Below are 19,944 nucleotides of genomic sequence, written 5' to 3' on the forward strand. Positions count from 1 at the left end.
CCTCACAGCCGCATTGCGAGGAAAGTATTGCCATGTCCCGATTTTGGCTTTCCGTCCCTCGAAAATTCATTTTTCATTTCCTAACCATAATCTTATGCATGTAAAACTACCCACCCATCCATGGGCCCGTATTCTTGTTCTTTTTGCATGTCTCAGCCCGTTATGGCTCCACGGGCAAAATCTGAGGGATGTTACCGGCGTGATTACCGATAGTTTGAGCAAACAGGGCCTGCCCGGCGTGACCGTTGTGGTGAAAGGCACGCAGCGGGGTACTACCACCGACGCCGACGGCCGGTATGCAGTGCAGGCTGCGGCGTCGGATGTGCTCACATTCAGTTATGTAGGTTACGTGTCAAAAGAAGTGGCTGTCGGGAACCAGTCGGTGATTGAAATTACCCTGCAACCGAGTACCAATGCGCTCGACGAGCTGGTGGTAGTAGGCTATGGGACAATGAAGAAGAGCGACCTCACCGGCGCGGTGATCCGCATTGATTCGAAGACGTTTAAAAACCAGCCCATGACCCAGCTTACCGACATGCTGACGGGCACGGTGGCGGGTTTCAATGCAAACCAGGCTACTTCCGCGGCAGGAGGGAGTTCGTTACAGATCCGCGGGCCTAAGTCGCTGACGGCCAATTCGAGCCCGATGGTGGTGATGGACGGCGTGATATTCAACGGCAGCATCGCCGACATTAACCCGGCCGATATCGAAACGATGGATATCCTGAAAGACGCCAGCTCGGCGGCCGTTTTTGGTGCGCGGGCCGCGGGTGGGGTGATCCTCATCACAACCAAAAAGGGCGCCACGGGTAAGCCGGTGATCAACGTTTCGGCGAATGTGGGTACGGCCCAGGCGGCGAATGATTTCAAACCATTCGATAAAGACGGCTACCTTACCTTCCGTCGCGACCTGCTGCGTGCAACCAATCCGGACCGTCCGTCTTTTTATTACGACAATCCGGGTACGCTACCGGCTGGCGTTTCGCTCGAACAATGGCGCAGTGCGAGCAACAACCCGCAAGCCGACAATACCCAAGAATGGCTCAGCCGACTGCGCTTTTTTCCGATTGAAACCGAAAATTACCTGGCCGGGAAGACCGTGGATTGGTACAAGGAAGTGATCCGCACCGGGTTGCGGCAAAACTACGACGTGAGTATCGGCGGAGGTTCGCAGAATGTGACCTACTACTGGTCGCTGGGCTATCAGAACAACGAAGGCATATTACGCGGCGATAAGTTTTCGACGATTCGCTCGCGCCTCAATGTGGATTTCAAAGTGACCGACTGGCTTAATGTAGGCGTGAACAGCCAGTTCGCCGACCGCGATGAGGGCACTGTGCCCGCCAACCTGGGGCAGATGTTCATCATGAGCCCCTACGGCTCGATGTTTGACGAGAATGGCAATGCGATGTGGTATCCCAACAGCTTCGCAGTGGCGAATCCGCTGATCAACTTTTATGGTCAGGAGAGGATGAAAAAGGTGAATACGCTGTTTGCTTCGCTGTACGGCAAGATCAAGCTGCCTTTTGGTTTTGACTACAAAATTTCCTTTCAACCGAGGTATGAGGCCTCGAAAGACTACAATTTCTGGTCGTCCAATACGCTTGACGGCGGCTCCACGCGCTCGGGCGGGTACAGCACGCGGGCGGACGCGTCCACGTACGAGTACATTCTCGACAACCTTTTGCATTGGAACAAGCAGTTCGGCATCCACCAGTTCGACGTGACGTTGCTTTACAGTGCTGAGCGTAACCGGGGCTGGTATTCCAAAATCGCCAACCAGGGTTTCGTGCCCAACCAGAACCTCGGCTTCCACGGGATGCAGTACGGTACCAGCCCCGCGATGGAAACGAACGACACCCAGATCACCGGCGACGCGGCCATGGCGCGGCTCAACTACGCCTTGTTTGACAAGTACCTGATCACGGCGTCGGTCCGCCGGGATGGCTTTTCGGCATTCGGTACCAAGCAGCCGAGGGCGGTTTTTCCGGCGGCCGCGGTGGCCTGGAAGATTTCGGAGGAGAAGTTCTTCCATATTGATTTTGTGAGCCAGATGAAGCTCCGCTTGTCGTGGGGCGTGAATGGTAACCGCGATATCGGGGCCTATTCGGCGCTGGCGCAGCTGCTTTCGGCCATGTATTACGATGGTACCAATGTGCAGGTGGGTGTTTACAACACGTCGCTGGCGAACCCGAACCTGGTTTGGGAAAAAACGAAATCGATCAACATCGGTATGGACCTGAGTTTGCTCAAAAACCGCATCGATCTGAGCATGGAATATTACGATATGACCACTACCGACCTGCTGATGAGGCGCCTTTTGCCTGAAATCACCGGTTTCAAAGACATTACCACCAACCTGGGGCTCCTGGGTAACAAAGGTTTTGAAATGACCATCAATACCATTAATACCGAGCACGCCAATTTCTCGTGGCGCAGCGGGCTGGTTTTTTCATTTAACCGAAACAAAATCAAGCGGTTGTTCGGGGATTATAAAGAAGAAACCGTGGATGGGAAAACCGTTACCCGGGAGCTGCCCGATTATTCCAATGAATGGTTTCCCGGCCAGGCTATCGACCGCGTTTGGAACTATAACGTGACGGGCATCTGGCAAACGGCAGAAAAGGATGCGGCGGCGGTTTACAAATTACAGCCCGGTGATTTCAAAGCGGAGGATGTGGATGGCAACGGCAAATATGAAGCTTTGCTGGACAAGCAGTTTATCGGCTACCGCCAGCCGCGCTTCCGGATCGGCCTGCGGAATGAGTTTACATTCTGGAAGAACTTCACCGCCAGCTTATTCCTACGGAGCGAGCTGGGCCATATCGCGCCGTTTGCCGAAGGCTTGCGCACGGGTGGTTCCGACACCTACGACCGCCGGAACACCAACGATTTTCCATACTGGACACCCGATAACCCGACCAACGAATACGCGCGGCTGAATACCAACACCAACGTTTTCGGTGGAGGGATAAAGGTTTACAAGAAGCTATCGTTCCTGCGCTTACAGGATGTGAATGTGGGTTATTCATTACCTGCCGACCTTTCCAAAAAGCTGAAAGTGAACAGTGTACGTGTATTCGCTTCGGCGCGTAACCTCCTCACGTTCACGAAATGGCCCGGCTGGGATCCCGAGGCATGGGATAGTGATGGTACCAACGTTCCGATGCCTAAAAATTTCACCGTCGGGCTTAATCTCTCATTGTAAACAGCCATTAACCTGAACATTATGAAAATCTTTCGATACCTCATATTATTTGTTTTGCTGCTAAGCCAGTCGGCTTGCGACAAGGACTGGCTCAAACCGGAGCCGTTGTCGTTTTTCAGCCCGGAGAAAGTGTTCGTGGACAAGGCCGGGATGGAGGCACTGCTTATTACCATGCGTAAGGACCTCAAAAACGAAAGTACCGGCACGATGCCGAACCTGACGATGGAGTTCGCGGCTTCGGATCTGGCGTCGCCGTGGTCGCAGCTTGATTTTTACAACCTTACACCCAATACCGACCAGTATTACCGCTTCCTGACGATGTTTACGGTGATTTATTCTTCCATTAAAAACTGTAACGTGCTCATCAGCAGGATCGACGATATTAAATGGCAATCGGACCAGGAGCGAAATGCCATTCTGGCCGAAGCGCTCTGGCACAGGGCTTACTGGTATTACCGGCTCGTAAACTCCTACGGCGATGTGCCGTTTCTGGGTGGTGAAATATCGGAAGCCAAGCTCGATTTTCAGACTCACAGCCGCTGGACGATCCTGGAAAAGATCAAAACGGACGTCGAGTTTGCTGCCGAATGGCTGCCCGTCGCTGCCAAACCTGGCGTGATTACCAAAGGGGCTGCAAATCACTTGCTGACGAAGATCTACCTCGCCAATCTGGAATACGACAAGGCTATCGAGGCCGCCAACAAGGTCATTAATGGTCCGTATGCATTAATGACCCAGCGTTTTGGGATCGATGCGACGAAGGGCCACCGCAACCTTATCTGGGATCTGCACCGCCCGAAGAATTTCAGCATTGCCCAAAATACAGAGACCATTCTGGCGTCTATCGACCGCTATGAGGCACCGCCGGCCGCGCGCTCCGTGGGCCTTTACACGATGCGGCTCTACAATTGCCAGTGGTTTCAGCCGCAGGTGCTCGACAGCCAGGGCAAACCGGGCATGGTAGCCAGCGGGCCTATGTACGATTCGCTGGGGCGGGGCAATGCCAATATCCGGCTGACGGGCTATTACCAATACGATATTTGGGCGCACAAAGGCAGTACCTGGCGCAATACGTCCGATTTGCGGCGGGCCGACATTAACTGGGTGGATATTCATGAACTGAGGTACAACAACCCGGTTTCGGTTGATTTTGGTAAACCGATTAACACCCAATTCCTCGCTGCTCAGGTGGATACGTTCAAGCACGTGTACGCGATGCCGCATTACATTATGTACAATCCGCAGGACGACCCGAAGGCGACACCCATGGGTGGCAATGGCGACTGGTACATTTTCCGCCTGGCCGAAACCTATTTGCTCCGCGCCGAGGCTTATTTATGGAAAAACCAGCTTGCATTGGCAGCCGATGATATCAATAAGGTACGCGAGCGTGCAAAAGCATTGCCGGTCACCGCGGGCGAGGTATCGATCGATTTTATCCTGCACGAGCGTGCACGGGAGCTGTTCGCCGAAGAACCCCGCCATTCGGAGCTCGTCCGGGTTTCGTACATCATGGCCAAGGCGGGTATCAATGGTTACAGTCTGACCAATTTCAGTGAAAAGAACTATTATTTCGACCGGGTAATGCGGTATAACAACACTTACGAAAAGAAGATACAACTCCTGGGCAACACGGCGAACATGGCGCCATTCCACGTACTATGGCCGATCCCTTCGCTGGTGATCACGGCTAATACGAAGGGTGTGATCAACCAGAATATCGGTTATGATGGTGCAAACCGCAATGTGCCGCCGCTGACGAAGATTGAGTAGAACGGGATTCGCATTGAAATGCAAAGAGGCCATCGCACACGCGACGGCCTCTTTGTTGGAATAATATCGGTTTTATCAGAACAAGACTGGCCTTTTCGAAACATAAACCGTGCCGCTCCGATTGATCTGATCGCAAAATTCGAAGGTATTTTCTTTCCCGCATAGTGGTGCCGAGCCGGTCACATATAGCCGCGATTCTTTATCAAAATATAAGCTCACTAACTGATGCCGGGCAGGAAGTTCGATTTTTCGTCCACTTTCAGATTTAATACCAATGGTGTGAAGATAGCCATCCTCGGTCTGAATCAGGTCGATTTGAAACCGGATGCCGTTGCCGGAAAATGCATAATTGATGGGTACCTTATAATCTTCAACGTCCCAGCGCGCCGTAGAGCGCTCCCAGCGCAGCCCTCGGTCCGTACTGAACCAGGAAGGCAGCATGCCGAATTTATTGTCGAACACACTGGCGCCAGTTCTCTGGGTTTCCATCACATAGAGTGTATCCTGCTTTTCCATAAATGCAAACAGACCCACGCGGGCATTGTAATTGCCCTTTGTCCAGGTTTTGCCCTTGTCGGTTGTTACAAACACTTCGAAGCCGGTTGTGATGGTCAGCGTATCGTCTATGTTACCGTGTACTGCCTTTATGTCACGGTTGTCCGGCGACCTCAGGATATACCAGTCGGGGTGTTCGAACATGGCCTCCGGTACCGGCGCGTCGTTATCATTGCGGCAACCCAGGAATGTCAAGAGCGAGAACAGGATCAGAAATAATTTTTTCATGGCTAGCAGGTAAGCATAAGTTTTGTATCGGTTACAATTTAACTGCTATTCTGCTATCCTGCATCGGTTCATTGTGAATTATATGTTAATTTTTTGTCATTCCCCGGCCAGCCGCTGCAAATCCGACTGTGCCAGACGGTAATTCAATTGCGCCGCCAGCAAATCGGCTTCGGCTTTGGCCAATAGGGAGCGGGTGTTGAGGATATCCGCTTCGAGGTTCAGGCCGGATGCCTGCTTGTCGGATTGCACTTTGAGCTCTTCGGTACGATATCTGACGGCTTTTTCGGCTACGGCAATCAGCGCGGTGGCCTGCGTGAGTTTCCTGTGCGTCTTCGAAACATCGTTTTTGACCTGATTTTGCGTGTTGAGCAGGTTTTCACGCGCCTGCTGGCTCAGGAAATGCCGCTGGCGGATCACCTGCTTGTTGGCGACCAGATCCTGAATATTCCATTTGAACTGCGCCCCTACGAACGGGTTGTTGTTCGGGAAAAGCAGGTTACCGGTCTGGTAGGAATAACCTGCAACCAGGCCGATGTCGGGCAGGTTGCTTTGCTCGGCTGCGCGGATGGCTTTCTGGGTTTTGATTTCCGTCAAACTCGCGATTTTAATATCGTTGTTGGACGTGGCCGCATTGCTTAAATAGCTATCCAGCGTGCCGGTACCCGTTGCGATGTTCGCGACCGGTGCAAGCGCAACACTATCTGCTTCAATGCCGGTCAGCTGTTTTAAATCGGCTGTGTAATCTTCGGTTTGAATGCGGAGTTTGAGGAGATTCTGCTCCTCGTCGGCAATGTTGGCTTGCAGGCCTGCTTTGTTTACATCGATGGTTTTGCCGGAAAGTAATGCACTTTCTACATCGTACAGCCGCATTTGCGCCAGCTTGATTTTCGCATTTGCCTCTTCCTGTTGCTTCTGCGTGATGAGCAAACCATAATACAGTTTCTCGATTGCCTGCCTGATCTGCAACGACGCCCTCGATTGCTCATGGCGGGCGAGTTCGGCATCGGTTTTCGCTACTTCAATGCCCGTTTTGATCTTACCAAGCTGGGTAATCGGCTGGTACAGGGTTACACCCGCGTTGAAATTGTGGTGTTTACCCAAAGGAAAAGTCTTCTCCTCATTCGGCAATGCGATGGTCGTACCGCCGAGCGGCAGCGCGCCGAAAGAACCCTGCTCGATTACCAGCTGCCCGAGATTGGCATTATACTGGTACGACGAGCTCACCGACGCGACCGGATATCGCTTGATCGCGTCTTCGGCTACTTTGGCTTCCTTTTCGGCTACCTGCAACTTGCGCACGTTCAGCAAATGGTTATTCTGCAATGCCATCTCCACGGCCTGTTCGAGCGTGAGCGGTTGCGCCTGCTGTGCATACGCGGGAACGAGGGCAACCGCGCAGAGTGTGAGTATCGGGAATATCAGCTTAGTTTTCATGGTGTTCAGCAACAGGTGTTACCATCAGGTCTTTTTTATCATGCGGTTTGATCATCGCGATGTAGAGCACCGGCACTGTGAGCAGCGCCATCACCATCGACCAGATCACCCCGACGGCGATTACGCTCGCGAGCGGGCTCCACATCGGTGATCCCGACAGGATCATCGGCAGCACGCCGATTGCCGCGGCCATCGCTGTAAGAAATATCGGACGCAGGCGGCGCTTGCCGGATTCGATGGCAGCCGTGCGGATGTCCATGCCGTGGGCGAGCAGCTCGTTGGTATGGTCTACCAGGATGATCGCATTCCGTACCACAATCCCCGAGAGGCTGATCAGGCCCACAAATGCGGTGAATCCGAAGTTGTTATGCGTGATATAGAGGCCCATCAGCGCGCCAAACAAGCTGAGCGGGATCGTGAGCATCACGAGCGCGGCTTCTTTGAGGCTGCGGAATTGGAACAGCAGGATGAAAAATATGAGTACGAGGCTGATTACCAGCACGACGATCATCTGACTGAATGTCTCGTTCTTGTTGAACTGCTCACCGCCGTATTCGATCCGGTAGCCTGCGGGCAGTGGAATGTCGGCGATTTTGTCCTTCACTTCTTTGACCAGCTCTGCGGGGAGTACGTCGTCCTCGGTTTCACTCAGGATGGTGAGCGTCCGCACGCCGTTGCGGTGCATGATCTTGCCGGTCTGCCATTGCGGTTTCAAGTCGGCGATCTGGCGCAGGGGCACATTGGCGTCGGTTACGGGCGAGGCCAGGTAAATGTTTTCCAGGTTATCGGACGACTGGCGGTTACGTTCGTCGAGGCGGAAAACAATGTCGAGCGGGTTGTTGCCTTCGTACATCGTCGAAATGGGCGCGCCGTTGAAACCCGTGTACACCATTTGCGAAATGCTGCCGGTGGTAAAGCCGAGCTTGTTGGCTTCGTCTTTGAGCTGAATGCTGATGCCGTAATAATCCTCACGGAAATCAGGGCGGACCATTGCGCTGCCTTTCGCATTTTTGAGAATTTCCTGTACCTGCAAGCCGATCGCTTTAAGGCGGGCCACGTCGTCGCCCACAATGCGCACTTCCACAGGCGATTTGTAAGGGGAGCCCTGCTGCATCAGTTTCACCTGGGGCGAACCTTCGGGGATCAATGCGGCTACTTTACCTTCGAGTTCGTGGGCAAATGCCTCGGCCGTTTTCTCGTCGGTGGTGTTGATCAGGATCTGCGCGTAGTTGGTCACCGGCACTTCGGGGGAGAAGTTATAGTAAAATCTCGGTGCACTCGTGCCGGTGAACGTCGCGTAGGAGGTCACGCGCGGATCGCCTTTGACGAGTTTTTCTGCTTTCAGAATGGCCTGACTGGTCTGGTCGAGCTTGGTGCCGGTCGGCATCCATAGTTCAATCACAAACTGATTGCGTTCGGCCGCCGGAAAGAACTTCTGCTTAATGCCCTGGTATACAAAAAGCGACAGTACGACCGTGAGCAAGCTGACGCCGATCGTCAGCGCCGAATGCCTCACGCACCATTCGAGGGCGGCATTGTAGCCGTTCTGCATGTGGTCGAGCAGGGTAATGCGTTTCTTTTTGTCGGATTCTTCCGCGCTGTGGTCGTGAAGGCCTTTTTTGATGAAGGTATAGCAAAGCAACGGGGTCAGGATCATGGCCACGATGAACGAAGCAGCCAGTGCAATAGCTACCGTTACGGGCAATGCGTGGATGAACTCACCCACGGAGCCGGTCAGAATGACCATCGGCATGAACGAGGCAATAATGGTTACCGTAGCCGCCAGAACGGGAATAACCAGGTCGGTAGCGCTGCGCCAGGCGGCTGTCCAGCGGTCGATACCTTCATCGAGCAGCTCCACATAATTATCGGCGATCACAATCGCGTCGTCCACCACCATACCGAGCACGACAATCAGCGCTGCGAGCGATACCTGGTGCAGTTCGATACCGAATGCATTGAGCAATGCGAATGTAACGGCGATTGTCATCGGGATAGCCATCGCGGCCACCGCGGCAATGCGGATCGGCAGAAGCAGGATCACGACGATCACGACCGAGAAAATGGCCAGGAAAAATTCACGGATGAAGTGCGTAATGTTTTCATCCACGAGCTTCGGCTGGTTTACGATCGTGGTCAGCGTGACGTCCGCCGGCAGCAGCTTCTCCACTTCGGCCAGCTTGGCGTTCACTTCTTCCCCAAACTTCACGATGTTGTTCCCTTCCTGCATCTGGATGGCGAGCATCATCGCATTACGGCCGTTCACGGTGGTCTTGCTGGTAGGCTCGGCGTATTCGCGGTTCACCTGCGCAATGTCCCCAAGCCGGATCAGTTCGCCCGTTTTTGAGGCTCCTACGATCTGGTTCGCGATTTCATTTTCGGTATTGTAATAGCCCGATGTGTACAGTGGCGTCTGGCTCGTTGCGGTTTTGATATCTCCTGTCGGACTAATCACATTCTGCGATTGCAAAACCTGCACCACGGACGACAGTTTGACATTATATTGAGAAAGTTTTTCGGAGCTGGAAGTGACCGTGATCTGTTCCTTCTGCTCGCCGATACGCTTGATTTTGGATACTGATTTTACTGTCCGGAGAACGTCTTCCAGTTTCTGGGTATATTCTTTGAGCTGCGCATAGGTGGCCTTGTCGCTTTCAATGCCGATCACCAGCGCTTCGGTATCACCGAAATCGGAGTTCACGATCGGGCCTCGGACGCCTTTCGGGAAATCCACCTGCTTGGCTACCAGTAACTGGTGGCGCAGCTTGCTCCAAAACACGTCCGGATTCTTGACGTTTTCGCCCAATTCCACATTCACCACCACCATACCGTCCTGTGACGTCGAGTAGGTTTTGTCCTTGCGGATTTCTTCGAATTGGAAAAGGTATTGTTCGAGTTTCTTGGTAACCTGGTCTTCCACTTGTGCGGAGTTGGCACCGGGGAAATAGGCGAGGACCAGGCCTTGCCGGACGGTGATCTTCGGATCTTCACGCCGGGGCATGTTCAGCAGCGAATAAACGCCTACCGCAAACACCAGCAGCAATACCGACAGCGTCACCTGCGGATATTTCAGGGATGATTTGACAAAGTTCATAACGCAGCTTATTGGGTGATGGAAATGGCGGTGCCGTCGGTGAGCTTGTGCTGCCCGCCGGTTACCACGCGGTCGGTTTCGGAGATGCCGGAAGTGATCTCGATCTGGTTGTCGGTGAGTTGCCCGAGGCTAACTTTTCTTTTCAGCGCGATTTTGCGGTCGGGATCGGCTACGAATACGTAGCTCTGGTTGTCGAGGTCGCGCAAAACAGCCTCGGTAGGCAGCACCAGTGCTTTTTTGGATTGGTTGGAGGCTAATGTCACCTCGGCGATCATGCCGGGGCGGATCAGCAGTTTGGGGTTATTGAGGGCTATTTTAATGGTAAATGCCCGGGAGGCCGCGTCGGCGGCGGAACCTACTTCGATTACTTTGCCTGTAAATGTCTCGCTCAGCGACGATACCAGCACTTTCGCTTCTTGCCCGAGTTTGATATTGTGCAATTCACTTTCGGGGATATACGCATTCACCTTCACCGTGCGGATGTCCGACACGACAAAGAGCGGCGTGCCCACGCCGACGATCTCACCCACTTCCGCCATCTTTTTCAGCATGACACCGCTGATCGGCGCAAACAGCTTCGTATCCGACAGGTTTTTAGCGTGGAGCTTCTCCTGTGCGCGGGCCTGCTGCAAGCCGAAACCGACTTTGGCAAAATCGCTTTCGCTGAGGCTGCGGCGGTCGTGCATCACTTTCAGGCGGTCGTATTCGTCCTGTACCTGAGCTACTTGCACATCGGCTATTTCCTTGGCAATGCTGTAATTGCCAGGGTCAAGGCTCGATAACAGCTGGCCTTGCTTCACGAGCTGGCCTTCTGCGGCGGCGATGTAGTTGATCTTTCCGCCTACCATGAAACCGAGGCGTACTGTTTTGTTGCCCTCGATGTTGCCGCTGACGGAGATCTGGTTGTTGGCTGAAATGTTCTGTGCCTGCCGGGTTATCACCGGTAGCGGCTTTTCAACGGATTTGGCCTGGTCCGCGGGCTTGTTGCAGCCTGCGAGCGTTGCCATCGTGAGAATGAGATAGATAGGATTGCTTTTCATAAGAATGGACGACCGTTAGGTTTAATATCCTGGTGCAAAATTGGCCCCGATTGATGGCAATGCTTTTGATCTAAATCAAAAAGTAACCTAATATTGAAAAAATGTCAGACTTTTCCAGCTCTGATCCGGCTTAACGTCTCCTGCGTGATGCCCAGGTAAGAGGCAATATGCCCCAGCGGTACGCGGAGCATGATGTCGGGGAATTTTTCGAGCATGGAATTGTACCGCTCTTGTGCCGATTGAAATTGGATGGAATACAGTTTGTCCGAAAATGTTTTCACGGCATTGATCATCACCAGACGGCTCAGTTTCTGCAACGCCTGGTAGCCGTCGATGAACTTTTCAAGGTCGGGGTAGGGAATGGTGCGAATGGTGGTCTGTTCCAAAACTTCTGCGCCGTATGGCGACGGACTATTGAAAAAAGCGCTCTCGATAGACACGAAAAATGAGCCTTCGAGAATAAATGAATGGGTAATGTCCTTACCGTCTTTAATGTAGTAGGTTCTTACGACGCCCTTTTCGATATAAAACACCTTTTGCGAAAAGTTATCGGGTGATAACAGCCGGTGCCCTCTGGGTAATTCCTCCCGCCTGAAAGCCTCCTGCACCTGCGCTTCCATTTCGGGGGATAATAGGATGTGTTGTTTCAGAAAGAGAATCAGCTCCATAAAGGGAATGCAATGACCGAAAGATTTTAAGCGATGGTTCTAACATAGCCATTTCCCGCGAGATACCCGCAGGTTGGTACCGGATTTAGGTTGGCTTTCGCCGGGTTTAAACTCAAACCTGCCTGATGTATAGTGGATTACACAGGTCATCCGACGCGTGTTAGTTTTGAAATATCAAACCACTACTGCACGTGCTATTATCCATTCAATTCCATTCCTTTTCATTATGAATTCCATCTGTACTCTCGATTCTCTTGCCCTGGACCGACAAGCAACTCATCCGGCACAGCTTTCTGTACATTTCATGGGAAGAACGCTTACGATTCGCGCAGAGCAAATCACTTTCCTCGAAGGCGATGGCAATTACACCTACGTATATACCTGTGCGGGCAGGAAATACCTGATCTGCAAAACGCTGAAATGGCTCGCCTGCAAGCTCGACAATAACTTCGTCCGCGTGCACAAGTCGTTTCTCGTGAATGCCGATTACGTGATCGGCTACGCAGAAGACGGCCGTGCCCTCAAAATGCGCTGCGGCAACGAAGCTGCCGTAAGCCGTCGCAAAACGAAGGAAATCATAGGCATTTTCGGAGAGTTGCCGCAGCGTATCAGCGCGTGAGCAAGCCTTTTTCGCTGATCATTCTGACCAATGCGTCCGATATTTTCGCATGCCCCGATGCCTTGATATGGCCGTCGACCGGGTAATAATCCTGCGCTTGGAGGAGCTCGTCGGTATGCAGGAAAAACAAATGGCTGTCGCCGGTTTGCTGTGCGTGGGCTTCAAACGCGCGGATCATTTCGGGGCGGGTATAGCGGCCGTCGAGATGCATGACCACGATATGGCCTTTGTAAAACTTCCGGATTTTAGCGACCGATTTGAAGAAATATTCGGCCTGAGGCTTCGTTTCGGCAGGGGTTTTGATATCCGGCGGCGTCACGACGTCGAGTTGGCGGCCATTCACCCAGGACGACAATGCGCCGCTGATCTCGCGGAACACTTGTACCGGGCTCGTCCAGATGCGTTTGAGCAAATCTTTTTCCCGGACAAAAAAGTAGGTGTAGCGCATCGGGTAATAGGTTTCGTTGATGCGGTTGAAAGTCGCCGTGTTGGCAAATGACCGGGCCGTGAGCTGCTGAGGTTCGTTTCGAGGCTCGTTGCGGGCTTCATTTTCTTCGAAGTCGTTATCGCAGTATTGCAGCACCACCAGCCTGACGGAATCCCGCCTCATTTTAGAAAAAAGCAGCATTTCGCGGTAGGTGCCATACGACGAAATCCCGGCATTCAGGGTTTTGACGCCCAATTTCCGGCCGGTCAGGTCGGCGTAGGTCTGGTTTTGGTCCACGCCCCAGCCCATGGTAAAGGAATCGCCGAGGAATACCAGCTCGGGATTATCCAATGAGCTTTCGTCATCGCGTACGCCGAAGCTGTTGATTTTGAATGTGTTGCTGTATTCGAGGCTCGAATGCACGCCTTCGCTGTTGGGCCGGAGCACGTAGCCGAGGTCGGGCGAGTAGCTGGCGAAATGCCGGTTGAACTGGATCACGTCGCGATAGTTGATCCATTTTTCGAGTACACCCACTTCATGCCGGTCGGTGTGCTGATTGACCTCAATCGTATGCCGGATGTAGAACCAGGAAGCCGTTTCTGTAAGCGCCGGGATAAGCAGCGCCGTCCAGAACGGCAGTTTCAACAGGCGGGTAACCGACCAGCAGAAGAGCACAAAAGCAATGGGAACCAATGCTTTGAAGAGCAGGATGGTCCAAACGAAGTGTGTGAATAGCTGCCACCGGTACACTGTGATGGCGAGGAGCAGATAGCCTGAAAATACGGCAATTGCCCCGATTTGTCTTTGCGTCATAGAATCACTGTAAGGATTTAGGTGCGGCAAGTTAACCGCTTACTCAAAATCTAGACACACAAAACGACCGATATATTCACGTTATTCTCTTATTTTTTTATAAAATATTTATAATTAATTGATAATCTGAGGAGTAGGAATGTAGAAAAGTAAAAAACGGGTTACACTCTCGCATAACCCGTTTCTGTGTAGCAGTATGTTCTAAAATTATTTCAAAGCCTCGCGGATAGCGGCGCCAGCTTGTAGGAGCGCACCCTGAACGGCCGGGACATTAGCCAGCGGGTTCAGCAAGCCGTAGTCGTGGATCAGGCCCTGGTATCGTGCCAATGTGGTTTTAACGCCGGCAGCTTCCAGTTTGCGGGCATATGCCTCGCCTTCGTCGCGGAGAACGTCGTTTTCCGCAGTTTGTACAAGGGCAGGAGGCAGGCCTTGCAGCTGTTCGGTGGTAGCCTGCAATGGGGAGGCATAGCGGTGTTTTCTTTCTTCGGGATCGGTGGTGTAGTTATCCCAGAACCATTTCATCATGTTTTTGGTGAGGAAGCGGCCTTCGGCGAACTGGTTGTACGAAACGGTCTCGAAGGTGGCGTCGGTTACCGGCCAGAGGAGCACTTGCAATTTGATTTCGGGGCCGTTATTGTCTTTGGCTTTCAGGGCGGTTACGGCAGCCATGTCGCCGCCTACGCTGTTACCGGCCACAACCAGCCTGCTGCCGTCGACGTTGATCTCGTCGCCGTGTTCGGCCACCCATTTGGTTGCCGCATATATTTCGTTGATCGCCACCGGATATTTCGCTTCGGGTGATGGGGTGTAGTTCACAAATACGGCTGCCGCACCGGAATAAACCACGAGGTCGCGGACAATGCGTTTGTGGGTAGGAAAATCGCCCAGTACCCAGCCGCCGCCGTGAATGAAGATGAACACCGGGAGTTTTTCGGTGGTACCGGCAGGTTTTACGATATCGAGTTTAACCGTAAGGCCGTCTTGTGTAATGGTTTTTTCGCTGGTTTCGATGCCCGACAAATCCACTTCTATGGAATTTTGAGCGCCTACGAGCACGTTACGCGCATCTGCGGGTGAGAGCTGTTCCAGTGGAGTACCGCCTCCTGAGTTCAGCGCGTTGAGGAAAGTTTTAACATCTTCAAAAATGGCAGGGTCGTTGGCTGGGTCGATGATATTCAGAGTTTCCATGATCTTAAAAGGTTTTGAGATTAATTACTTATTTCGTTTTGTCTTGTTGCGATTGATTTGATATGACAAAACTAGACCAGCGGGAAACCGGAAACATTAACCTAGGTTAAGAAAAGTGGGTTAGAGCAAAATATTTTCATTCCGCCACGAAGAACCGTCGGGTTACACCAACCATTTCGACCTGCAAATGGCAGAAATAGGTGCCAGGCCGTAAACCCCTTTGAATTTTGTATTCAAAATTACCTGCATTAAAACGGCCGTCTACAATATGTTCGATTGTGTGGCCAGTTTCGTCAAGTATGCTCACACGAATGTTTCCTGCTTGTTTTACTTTGAATGTGATGTTCGCCTGTCTAGGTAGTGATGGATTAGGACTCACCTTTAAGAGGTATTGGTCCTCGGTGACACCAATGAAACTGGATTCATTAGGTGACGCTTCGGGCACCAAGCCGCAAAAACCTGTTCGAAGGTATTTGGGGCTGACGTACCAGTTGCCGTTTACATCTTTTACGTAGCAAAAACCATCTCCGGTCGTAATATGGGACGCAGCAGGAGCCGAGAAATCGTTCCACCGGTACTCACTGTATCCGGCAACGGTTTGCAGCGGATAGCCTGGCGAATTCATAATGAAATTAGAAGTGGGAGCCACTGCGGCAGAAAAAAGAGAGCTTGGCGTAGCATAAATTGCTGTTCGCCATAAAGTAGCATGTTGAGTGAGTCCTGACATGTAAATATGAGTTCCATCCTGACGAATGCTTATGCCATCCGTTTGCGGTCCCGGATGAACATTTGGGTCTGCGTTGATTAAGTTATTCTGTCCCGAAATCACATTGGCAGATGTAGTGCCGTTGATTAGCGACGCTCGGGATACGTACCATGTAAGATTTTGAGACCCGAAGTCTGTTCGCGATTTATTAATCACATATTGAAGCCTTGACTGGTAATTCGCTGCCGATGTGCCTGCCTGAGTGTCTGCTTCGCCCTGATGCCAAAGCACAGCTTTTATCCCAAAAATCTTTGCGTAAAATTTCAGAGCATTTTTCAAAGTCAGATAAGGTTGCCCAACCGCATCGGCCATACTGGTACCGTAGTGAAAGCATCCATAGTTTCCTGCGAATTGAGTCAGTAACCCTTTCGCCCCTTCCTCCCAATTCAGTACAGATGTTCCACCAATGGCAGTATTGAAGAAGGCGGTTGGCACTTGCAGGTTGTCGGCAATTTCCTTACCCAACGGTGCCCAGCACAGACTATTGAAGCCGGATGGACCCACGCGAAACAGGCTAGGTTCTATTTGCGGGATCAATTTAACCATGTTAGGATAGCTCCAAATGTTTTTTTGACAAGCGCCATTGAAATTGTGGACGCTCATGCAGTCTTATGCGTCGGATGGCAGGTAGGTATTTTTATCGAATCCGTCTTTGAATCCTTTGCTTTGAGCATTGGACTGGCCGGCGATGATAAAAACATCACCCACTCCGAAACGGATCGTTGCGAAGGCGAACATAGCTCCTCCGATCCCTCCCGATGTAGCCATCACTTTGAGGTCGTACCATCCTGCATCTAAATTCGATATGGTGTTGCCGAAAAGCCCCGCCGAGGTGTTGTAGAGAGAAAAAGGTGTCCAGCCGATTTGATCCATTTGATAGGAACCATCAGTGAGTTTTAACCTTTCCACCTTGTAGTAAAAGCTGAAAGCAGGGCACGGATCTGTTTCGCTTGTTGGATCATTGAAGAATTGGCCTGCAAAGTAGATGCTTGCTTTATTGTTCGTGTTTCGTTGCATAACCGCCCGGTTTATAGGCCACGTGATGGCCATCGTATAGGCATTGGCCGGAAGGCTTGTTGCAAACGAGCATAGTAGTGCTGTAAAAATTATGGAAATGCTGAAATAGGTTTTGAATGTTTTCATATCAAATCGTAATGTATGTTAGTGGACAATCAGGCTATTTCACTTTTTCGATCTCGGCTGCAAACATTCCCACATTAATCAGTGGAATCTTTGCTTTATAACTCTTATTCAACACTTTAATCACCTCATTTGCAAGGACGGCTTGGCCGATTGCTGTGGGGTGAATGCCGTCGGAGGAAAAGAAGTTGCCGTTTGGATAGGAAGGGTCTATGCGGAAGCCGTCTTCGGAGACGTAATCGCCATGGATGATCTTTTTGTAAACGCTATAAAAATCGACTAGCGGATGGCCGAACTCTCTGACATAGGCGGCGACTTCGAAGTCGTTGTGCCATTCCGGTTTTGAGATTTCGCTTGGTAGGATTACGTCGTGCTCCTCAAGTGTTTCAAATGCGTTGCCTTGAAGAACGTTGATGACGTTGATTGTGGGTAGGAAAATAGTTTTATTGTCCGCAAGGACGCTCTTCGAGCCCCACACTGAGTAGATGGGATTTTTGGTCCGGCTGGCGAGTTTCTTTAATGTAAACCATTTGAAGTAGGGAAAATCGAGCACGTCCGGGACGGTCATGTATATATACGGCGCTTTTTTTTCTCTGAAATAGTTGATTGCCAAACGTTCCTGCACTACTTCCCGCGGCCCCAGCAGGCCATTCTCTCCACCGGCAATATCGGCGATCGTGTAGACATCGGTATTTAAATCAATAATCCCGATGTCTGGATTCATTTCCTTCAAATGCGCCCAAGGGTTTGCCTTATCTGCCGGAATGATGCGATTGATCAGCGCGAGCGGCACGAGTCCGGTAGTCCAGAGGTAATTCGCGGTCAAAGCCGACGAGGGTAGTGGACTAGTTCTTTCGAAGTCAATTACTTCACTGTAAATTCTACTCAGATTTAAATCATACTTGCTGATGCCATTGCCCGGAACGGAAATGTTGTGCACCATTCCACCGGTATAAGGCTTCATTTGTTTCGTCTTATCATTATCAAATGCAAGATTGTTGGTAACCTTGGACCAGTTCGGCAATGTGGAACCGGGATCCTGCACGAAATATCCGGATCCATTACCCTGTTCTTTGTCAAAAAGTCCTGGATCGAAGTTGGCAAGGCCCATTTGCCGGGCAACCAGGTTCGGATAGGAGGTAAGCTGCCCTTGCCGATACAAGCCGCCGTCCCTGTAACCGGCTGCACGGGCTTCGCCGATCACCATGAGTACGGGCTCTTTTCCGGAGGTGTTTTTGAGGCTTCCGAGGTCGACGGAGCCCGTTTTGGGTGCCCAACTGAAAGATGGGTCAGGCTTTACCGGTCTGGTGATTTCGGCAATAATGAGCGGGTTGAGGGAATCTAGCGGTATCGCCATATTTTCCTGTTCCTGGGGAGGGATTTCTTGCCTTGTTACATTTGAGCAAGCCAGAAACGTAAATGCCAATAGCGTCGCAGACAAAACAGTAATGTGTGTTTTCATAGTAATCAAGTTTAGCTGTATCAGAATGTTACCCGGTCGGAAATGGAAGTAATCCGAATAGTGGACCAGCCATGTCGATTTAAATCGATATGGAGCTAAACATAGATAGGTTCAAAGTGCGAAACTATTTTTTTGCGCGGAGAACCAGCAAGCGGCGTCCGATGAATTATCAAACGCCTAATCCCCCAGCCGCTTCACAATCCACGGTAGTGTCAACCCTTGTCCGATCAGGGTAAATAGCACCACGGCCACGGAAATGAAGATGATGGCGTCGCGCAGGGGGAAGGGTGTGCCGTCGTGCAGGTGCGTGGGGAGACCGATGGCGATGGCGAGCGAGACGATGCCGCGCATGCCCGACCAGCTGATAATGAGGCTGTTTTTGAAATCGAGCAGGGCGTTTTCGCTGATGCGGCCCCGACCGCGTTCGAAGCCTTTTTGGAGATTAGCCCGTTGCCAGAACACCCGCACCATGCGAAGTACGAGTGCGATAATGGTGATGATCAATGCGTAACCAATGTAGGGAAGGAGCTGGTCGCTGCTGATGTTCTTGATTACATACGGGAATTGCAGGCCTATTAATATAAATATGAGTCCGTTGAGCAGGAAGATGATGATTTCCCAAATGGTTTTGGATTGGGTTTTGAGGCGATCGGGAAAGATCTTCTTGCTGAAATCGGCGATTCCAAGGCCAAGGATCACGACCGCGATCACGCCCGATACTTCGAGCTCTTCCGCCACCCGGTAGGCCACGAAGGGCATCAGGAGCATCATGCCGATCGTCGCCTGCGCATTGTGGTGGATACGCATAATGATGAACCCCAGCATGCGCCCGATTACCAGCCCGACGATCGCGCCACCTAGCAGTAGCACGGCAAATTCGGCTGATGCTTGCCAGAATATAAATGCGGAGCCCGTTACAGCGGCTACCGAAAACCGGTACGCAACCAGCGCCGACGCATCGTTCACCAAACTTTCGCCTTCCAGAATGGTGTTGGTTTTGGAAGAAAGGCCGAGGCCCTTGGTAATGCTCATGGCCGCAACGGCGTCGGTGGCAGATAATATGGAGCCAAGCACGAATGCAAGCGGCCAGGTCATGCCCGGAATGAGGTAGTAGGACACGGCCGCGATACCCGACGCAGTGATGAATACAAGCGAAATAGCGAGCGTGCTGATGGTATTGATATTGGTCCTGAAATCCTGAAAATTGATATTAAAAGCCGCATCATATAGTAACGGAGGAAGGAATATCAGAAATACGACCTCAGGGTTAAGCTCGATTACCGGCAATGTGGGAATGAACCCGATGGCGATCCCGGCGGTGATTAGCAGCACAGGGTAGGGTATCCTAACGCTGTCGGCCATGGCAGAGAGGCCGATCATAATGGCCATAATAAAGATGACGATACTGTAATTCTCCATAATGCTGAACTGAGCCGGGCTGCCGGATACCCGGCGTATAATCTCAAATCTAAGGATGATTGCGAAAAATTAAGGTTACCGGGCCGAAAAATCGGGGTTGTCGGTTTTGT

The 19,944-nt window shown here is 51.7% G+C and carries 14 protein-coding genes; 3 read left to right on the top strand and 11 right to left on the bottom strand.

Annotated features, from left to right (window positions below):
• The first annotated feature begins 94 nt into the window (after positions 1-94).
• Both J2Y43_RS12810 and J2Y43_RS12815 read left to right on the top strand, forming a co-directional pair.
• A complete protein-coding gene (locus J2Y43_RS12810) occupies positions 95-3,208 on the top strand; it encodes a TonB-dependent receptor (RefSeq protein WP_309983077.1) in 3,114 nt (1,037 codons plus the stop codon).
• Positions 3,209-3,229: 21 nt separating this feature from the next.
• Positions 3,230-4,981: a RagB/SusD family nutrient uptake outer membrane protein gene (locus J2Y43_RS12815; RefSeq protein ID WP_309983079.1), complete on the top strand. Its 1,752-nt coding sequence runs from the start codon at positions 3,230-3,232 to the stop codon at positions 4,979-4,981.
• 75 nt (positions 4,982-5,056) lie between these two features.
• Here J2Y43_RS12815 and J2Y43_RS12820 read toward each other — a convergent pair whose 3' ends face one another.
• The 5 genes from J2Y43_RS12820 to J2Y43_RS12840 form a co-directional block, all read right to left on the bottom strand.
• Positions 5,057-5,764 carry a hypothetical protein gene (locus J2Y43_RS12820; RefSeq protein ID WP_309983081.1) on the bottom strand — a complete coding sequence of 236 codons (708 nt, stop codon included), beginning with the start codon at positions 5,762-5,764 and terminating at the stop codon, positions 5,057-5,059.
• A gap of 96 nt (positions 5,765-5,860) precedes the next feature.
• Positions 5,861-7,198: a TolC family protein gene (locus J2Y43_RS12825; protein ID WP_309983083.1), complete on the bottom strand. Its 1,338-nt coding sequence runs from the start codon at positions 7,196-7,198 to the stop codon at positions 5,861-5,863.
• A complete protein-coding gene (locus tag J2Y43_RS12830; protein WP_309983086.1) occupies positions 7,188-10,292 on the bottom strand; it encodes an efflux RND transporter permease subunit in 3,105 nt (1,034 codons plus the stop codon). Before J2Y43_RS12830 ends, J2Y43_RS12825 begins: the two co-directional genes overlap by 11 nt.
• An 8-nt stretch (positions 10,293-10,300) precedes the next feature.
• Positions 10,301-11,332, bottom strand: a complete 1,032-nt coding sequence (locus tag J2Y43_RS12835; RefSeq protein ID WP_223405536.1) for an efflux RND transporter periplasmic adaptor subunit — start codon at positions 11,330-11,332, stop codon at positions 10,301-10,303.
• Between the two features lie 104 nt (positions 11,333-11,436).
• Positions 11,437-12,000, bottom strand: a complete 564-nt coding sequence (locus J2Y43_RS12840) for a Crp/Fnr family transcriptional regulator (RefSeq protein WP_309983089.1) — start codon at positions 11,998-12,000, stop codon at positions 11,437-11,439.
• A 304-nt stretch (positions 12,001-12,304) separates the two neighbouring features.
• Between J2Y43_RS12840 and J2Y43_RS12845 the strand changes: the two genes are divergently transcribed.
• A complete protein-coding gene (locus J2Y43_RS12845) occupies positions 12,305-12,619 on the top strand; it encodes a LytTR family DNA-binding domain-containing protein (RefSeq protein WP_309983091.1) in 315 nt (104 codons plus the stop codon).
• Here J2Y43_RS12845 and J2Y43_RS12850 read toward each other — a convergent pair.
• The 6 genes from J2Y43_RS12850 to J2Y43_RS12875 form a co-directional block, all read right to left on the bottom strand.
• On the bottom strand, positions 12,609-13,859 hold the full coding sequence (locus J2Y43_RS12850) for a hypothetical protein (protein ID WP_309983093.1): 1,251 nt from the start codon (positions 13,857-13,859) through the stop codon (positions 12,609-12,611). The genes J2Y43_RS12845 and J2Y43_RS12850 overlap by 11 nt on opposite strands.
• 207 nt (positions 13,860-14,066) lie before the next feature.
• Positions 14,067-15,047: an alpha/beta hydrolase gene (locus J2Y43_RS12855; RefSeq protein ID WP_309983096.1), complete on the bottom strand. Its 981-nt coding sequence runs from the start codon at positions 15,045-15,047 to the stop codon at positions 14,067-14,069.
• Positions 15,048-15,183: 136 nt separating this feature from the next.
• A complete protein-coding gene (locus J2Y43_RS12860) occupies positions 15,184-16,359 on the bottom strand; it encodes a sialate O-acetylesterase (protein WP_309983098.1) in 1,176 nt (391 codons plus the stop codon).
• Positions 16,360-16,422: 63 nt separating this feature from the next.
• Complete coding sequence (locus tag J2Y43_RS12865) at positions 16,423-16,830, bottom strand: hypothetical protein (protein WP_309983100.1); 408 nt, start codon at positions 16,828-16,830, stop codon at positions 16,423-16,425.
• A 160-nt stretch (positions 16,831-16,990) separates the two neighbouring features.
• Positions 16,991-18,415: a hypothetical protein gene (locus J2Y43_RS12870; protein WP_309983103.1), complete on the bottom strand. Its 1,425-nt coding sequence runs from the start codon at positions 18,413-18,415 to the stop codon at positions 16,991-16,993.
• A 177-nt stretch (positions 18,416-18,592) separates the two neighbouring features.
• Positions 18,593-19,834 (bottom strand): Na+/H+ antiporter, encoded by a 1,242-nt coding sequence (locus J2Y43_RS12875; protein WP_309983105.1) that lies wholly within the window; start codon positions 19,832-19,834, stop codon positions 18,593-18,595.
• Between the last annotated feature and the right edge of the window lie 110 nt (positions 19,835-19,944).

It is taken from the genome of Dyadobacter sp. BE31, from assembly GCF_031457695.1.
Lineage (GTDB): Bacteria > Bacteroidota > Bacteroidia > Cytophagales > Spirosomataceae > Dyadobacter.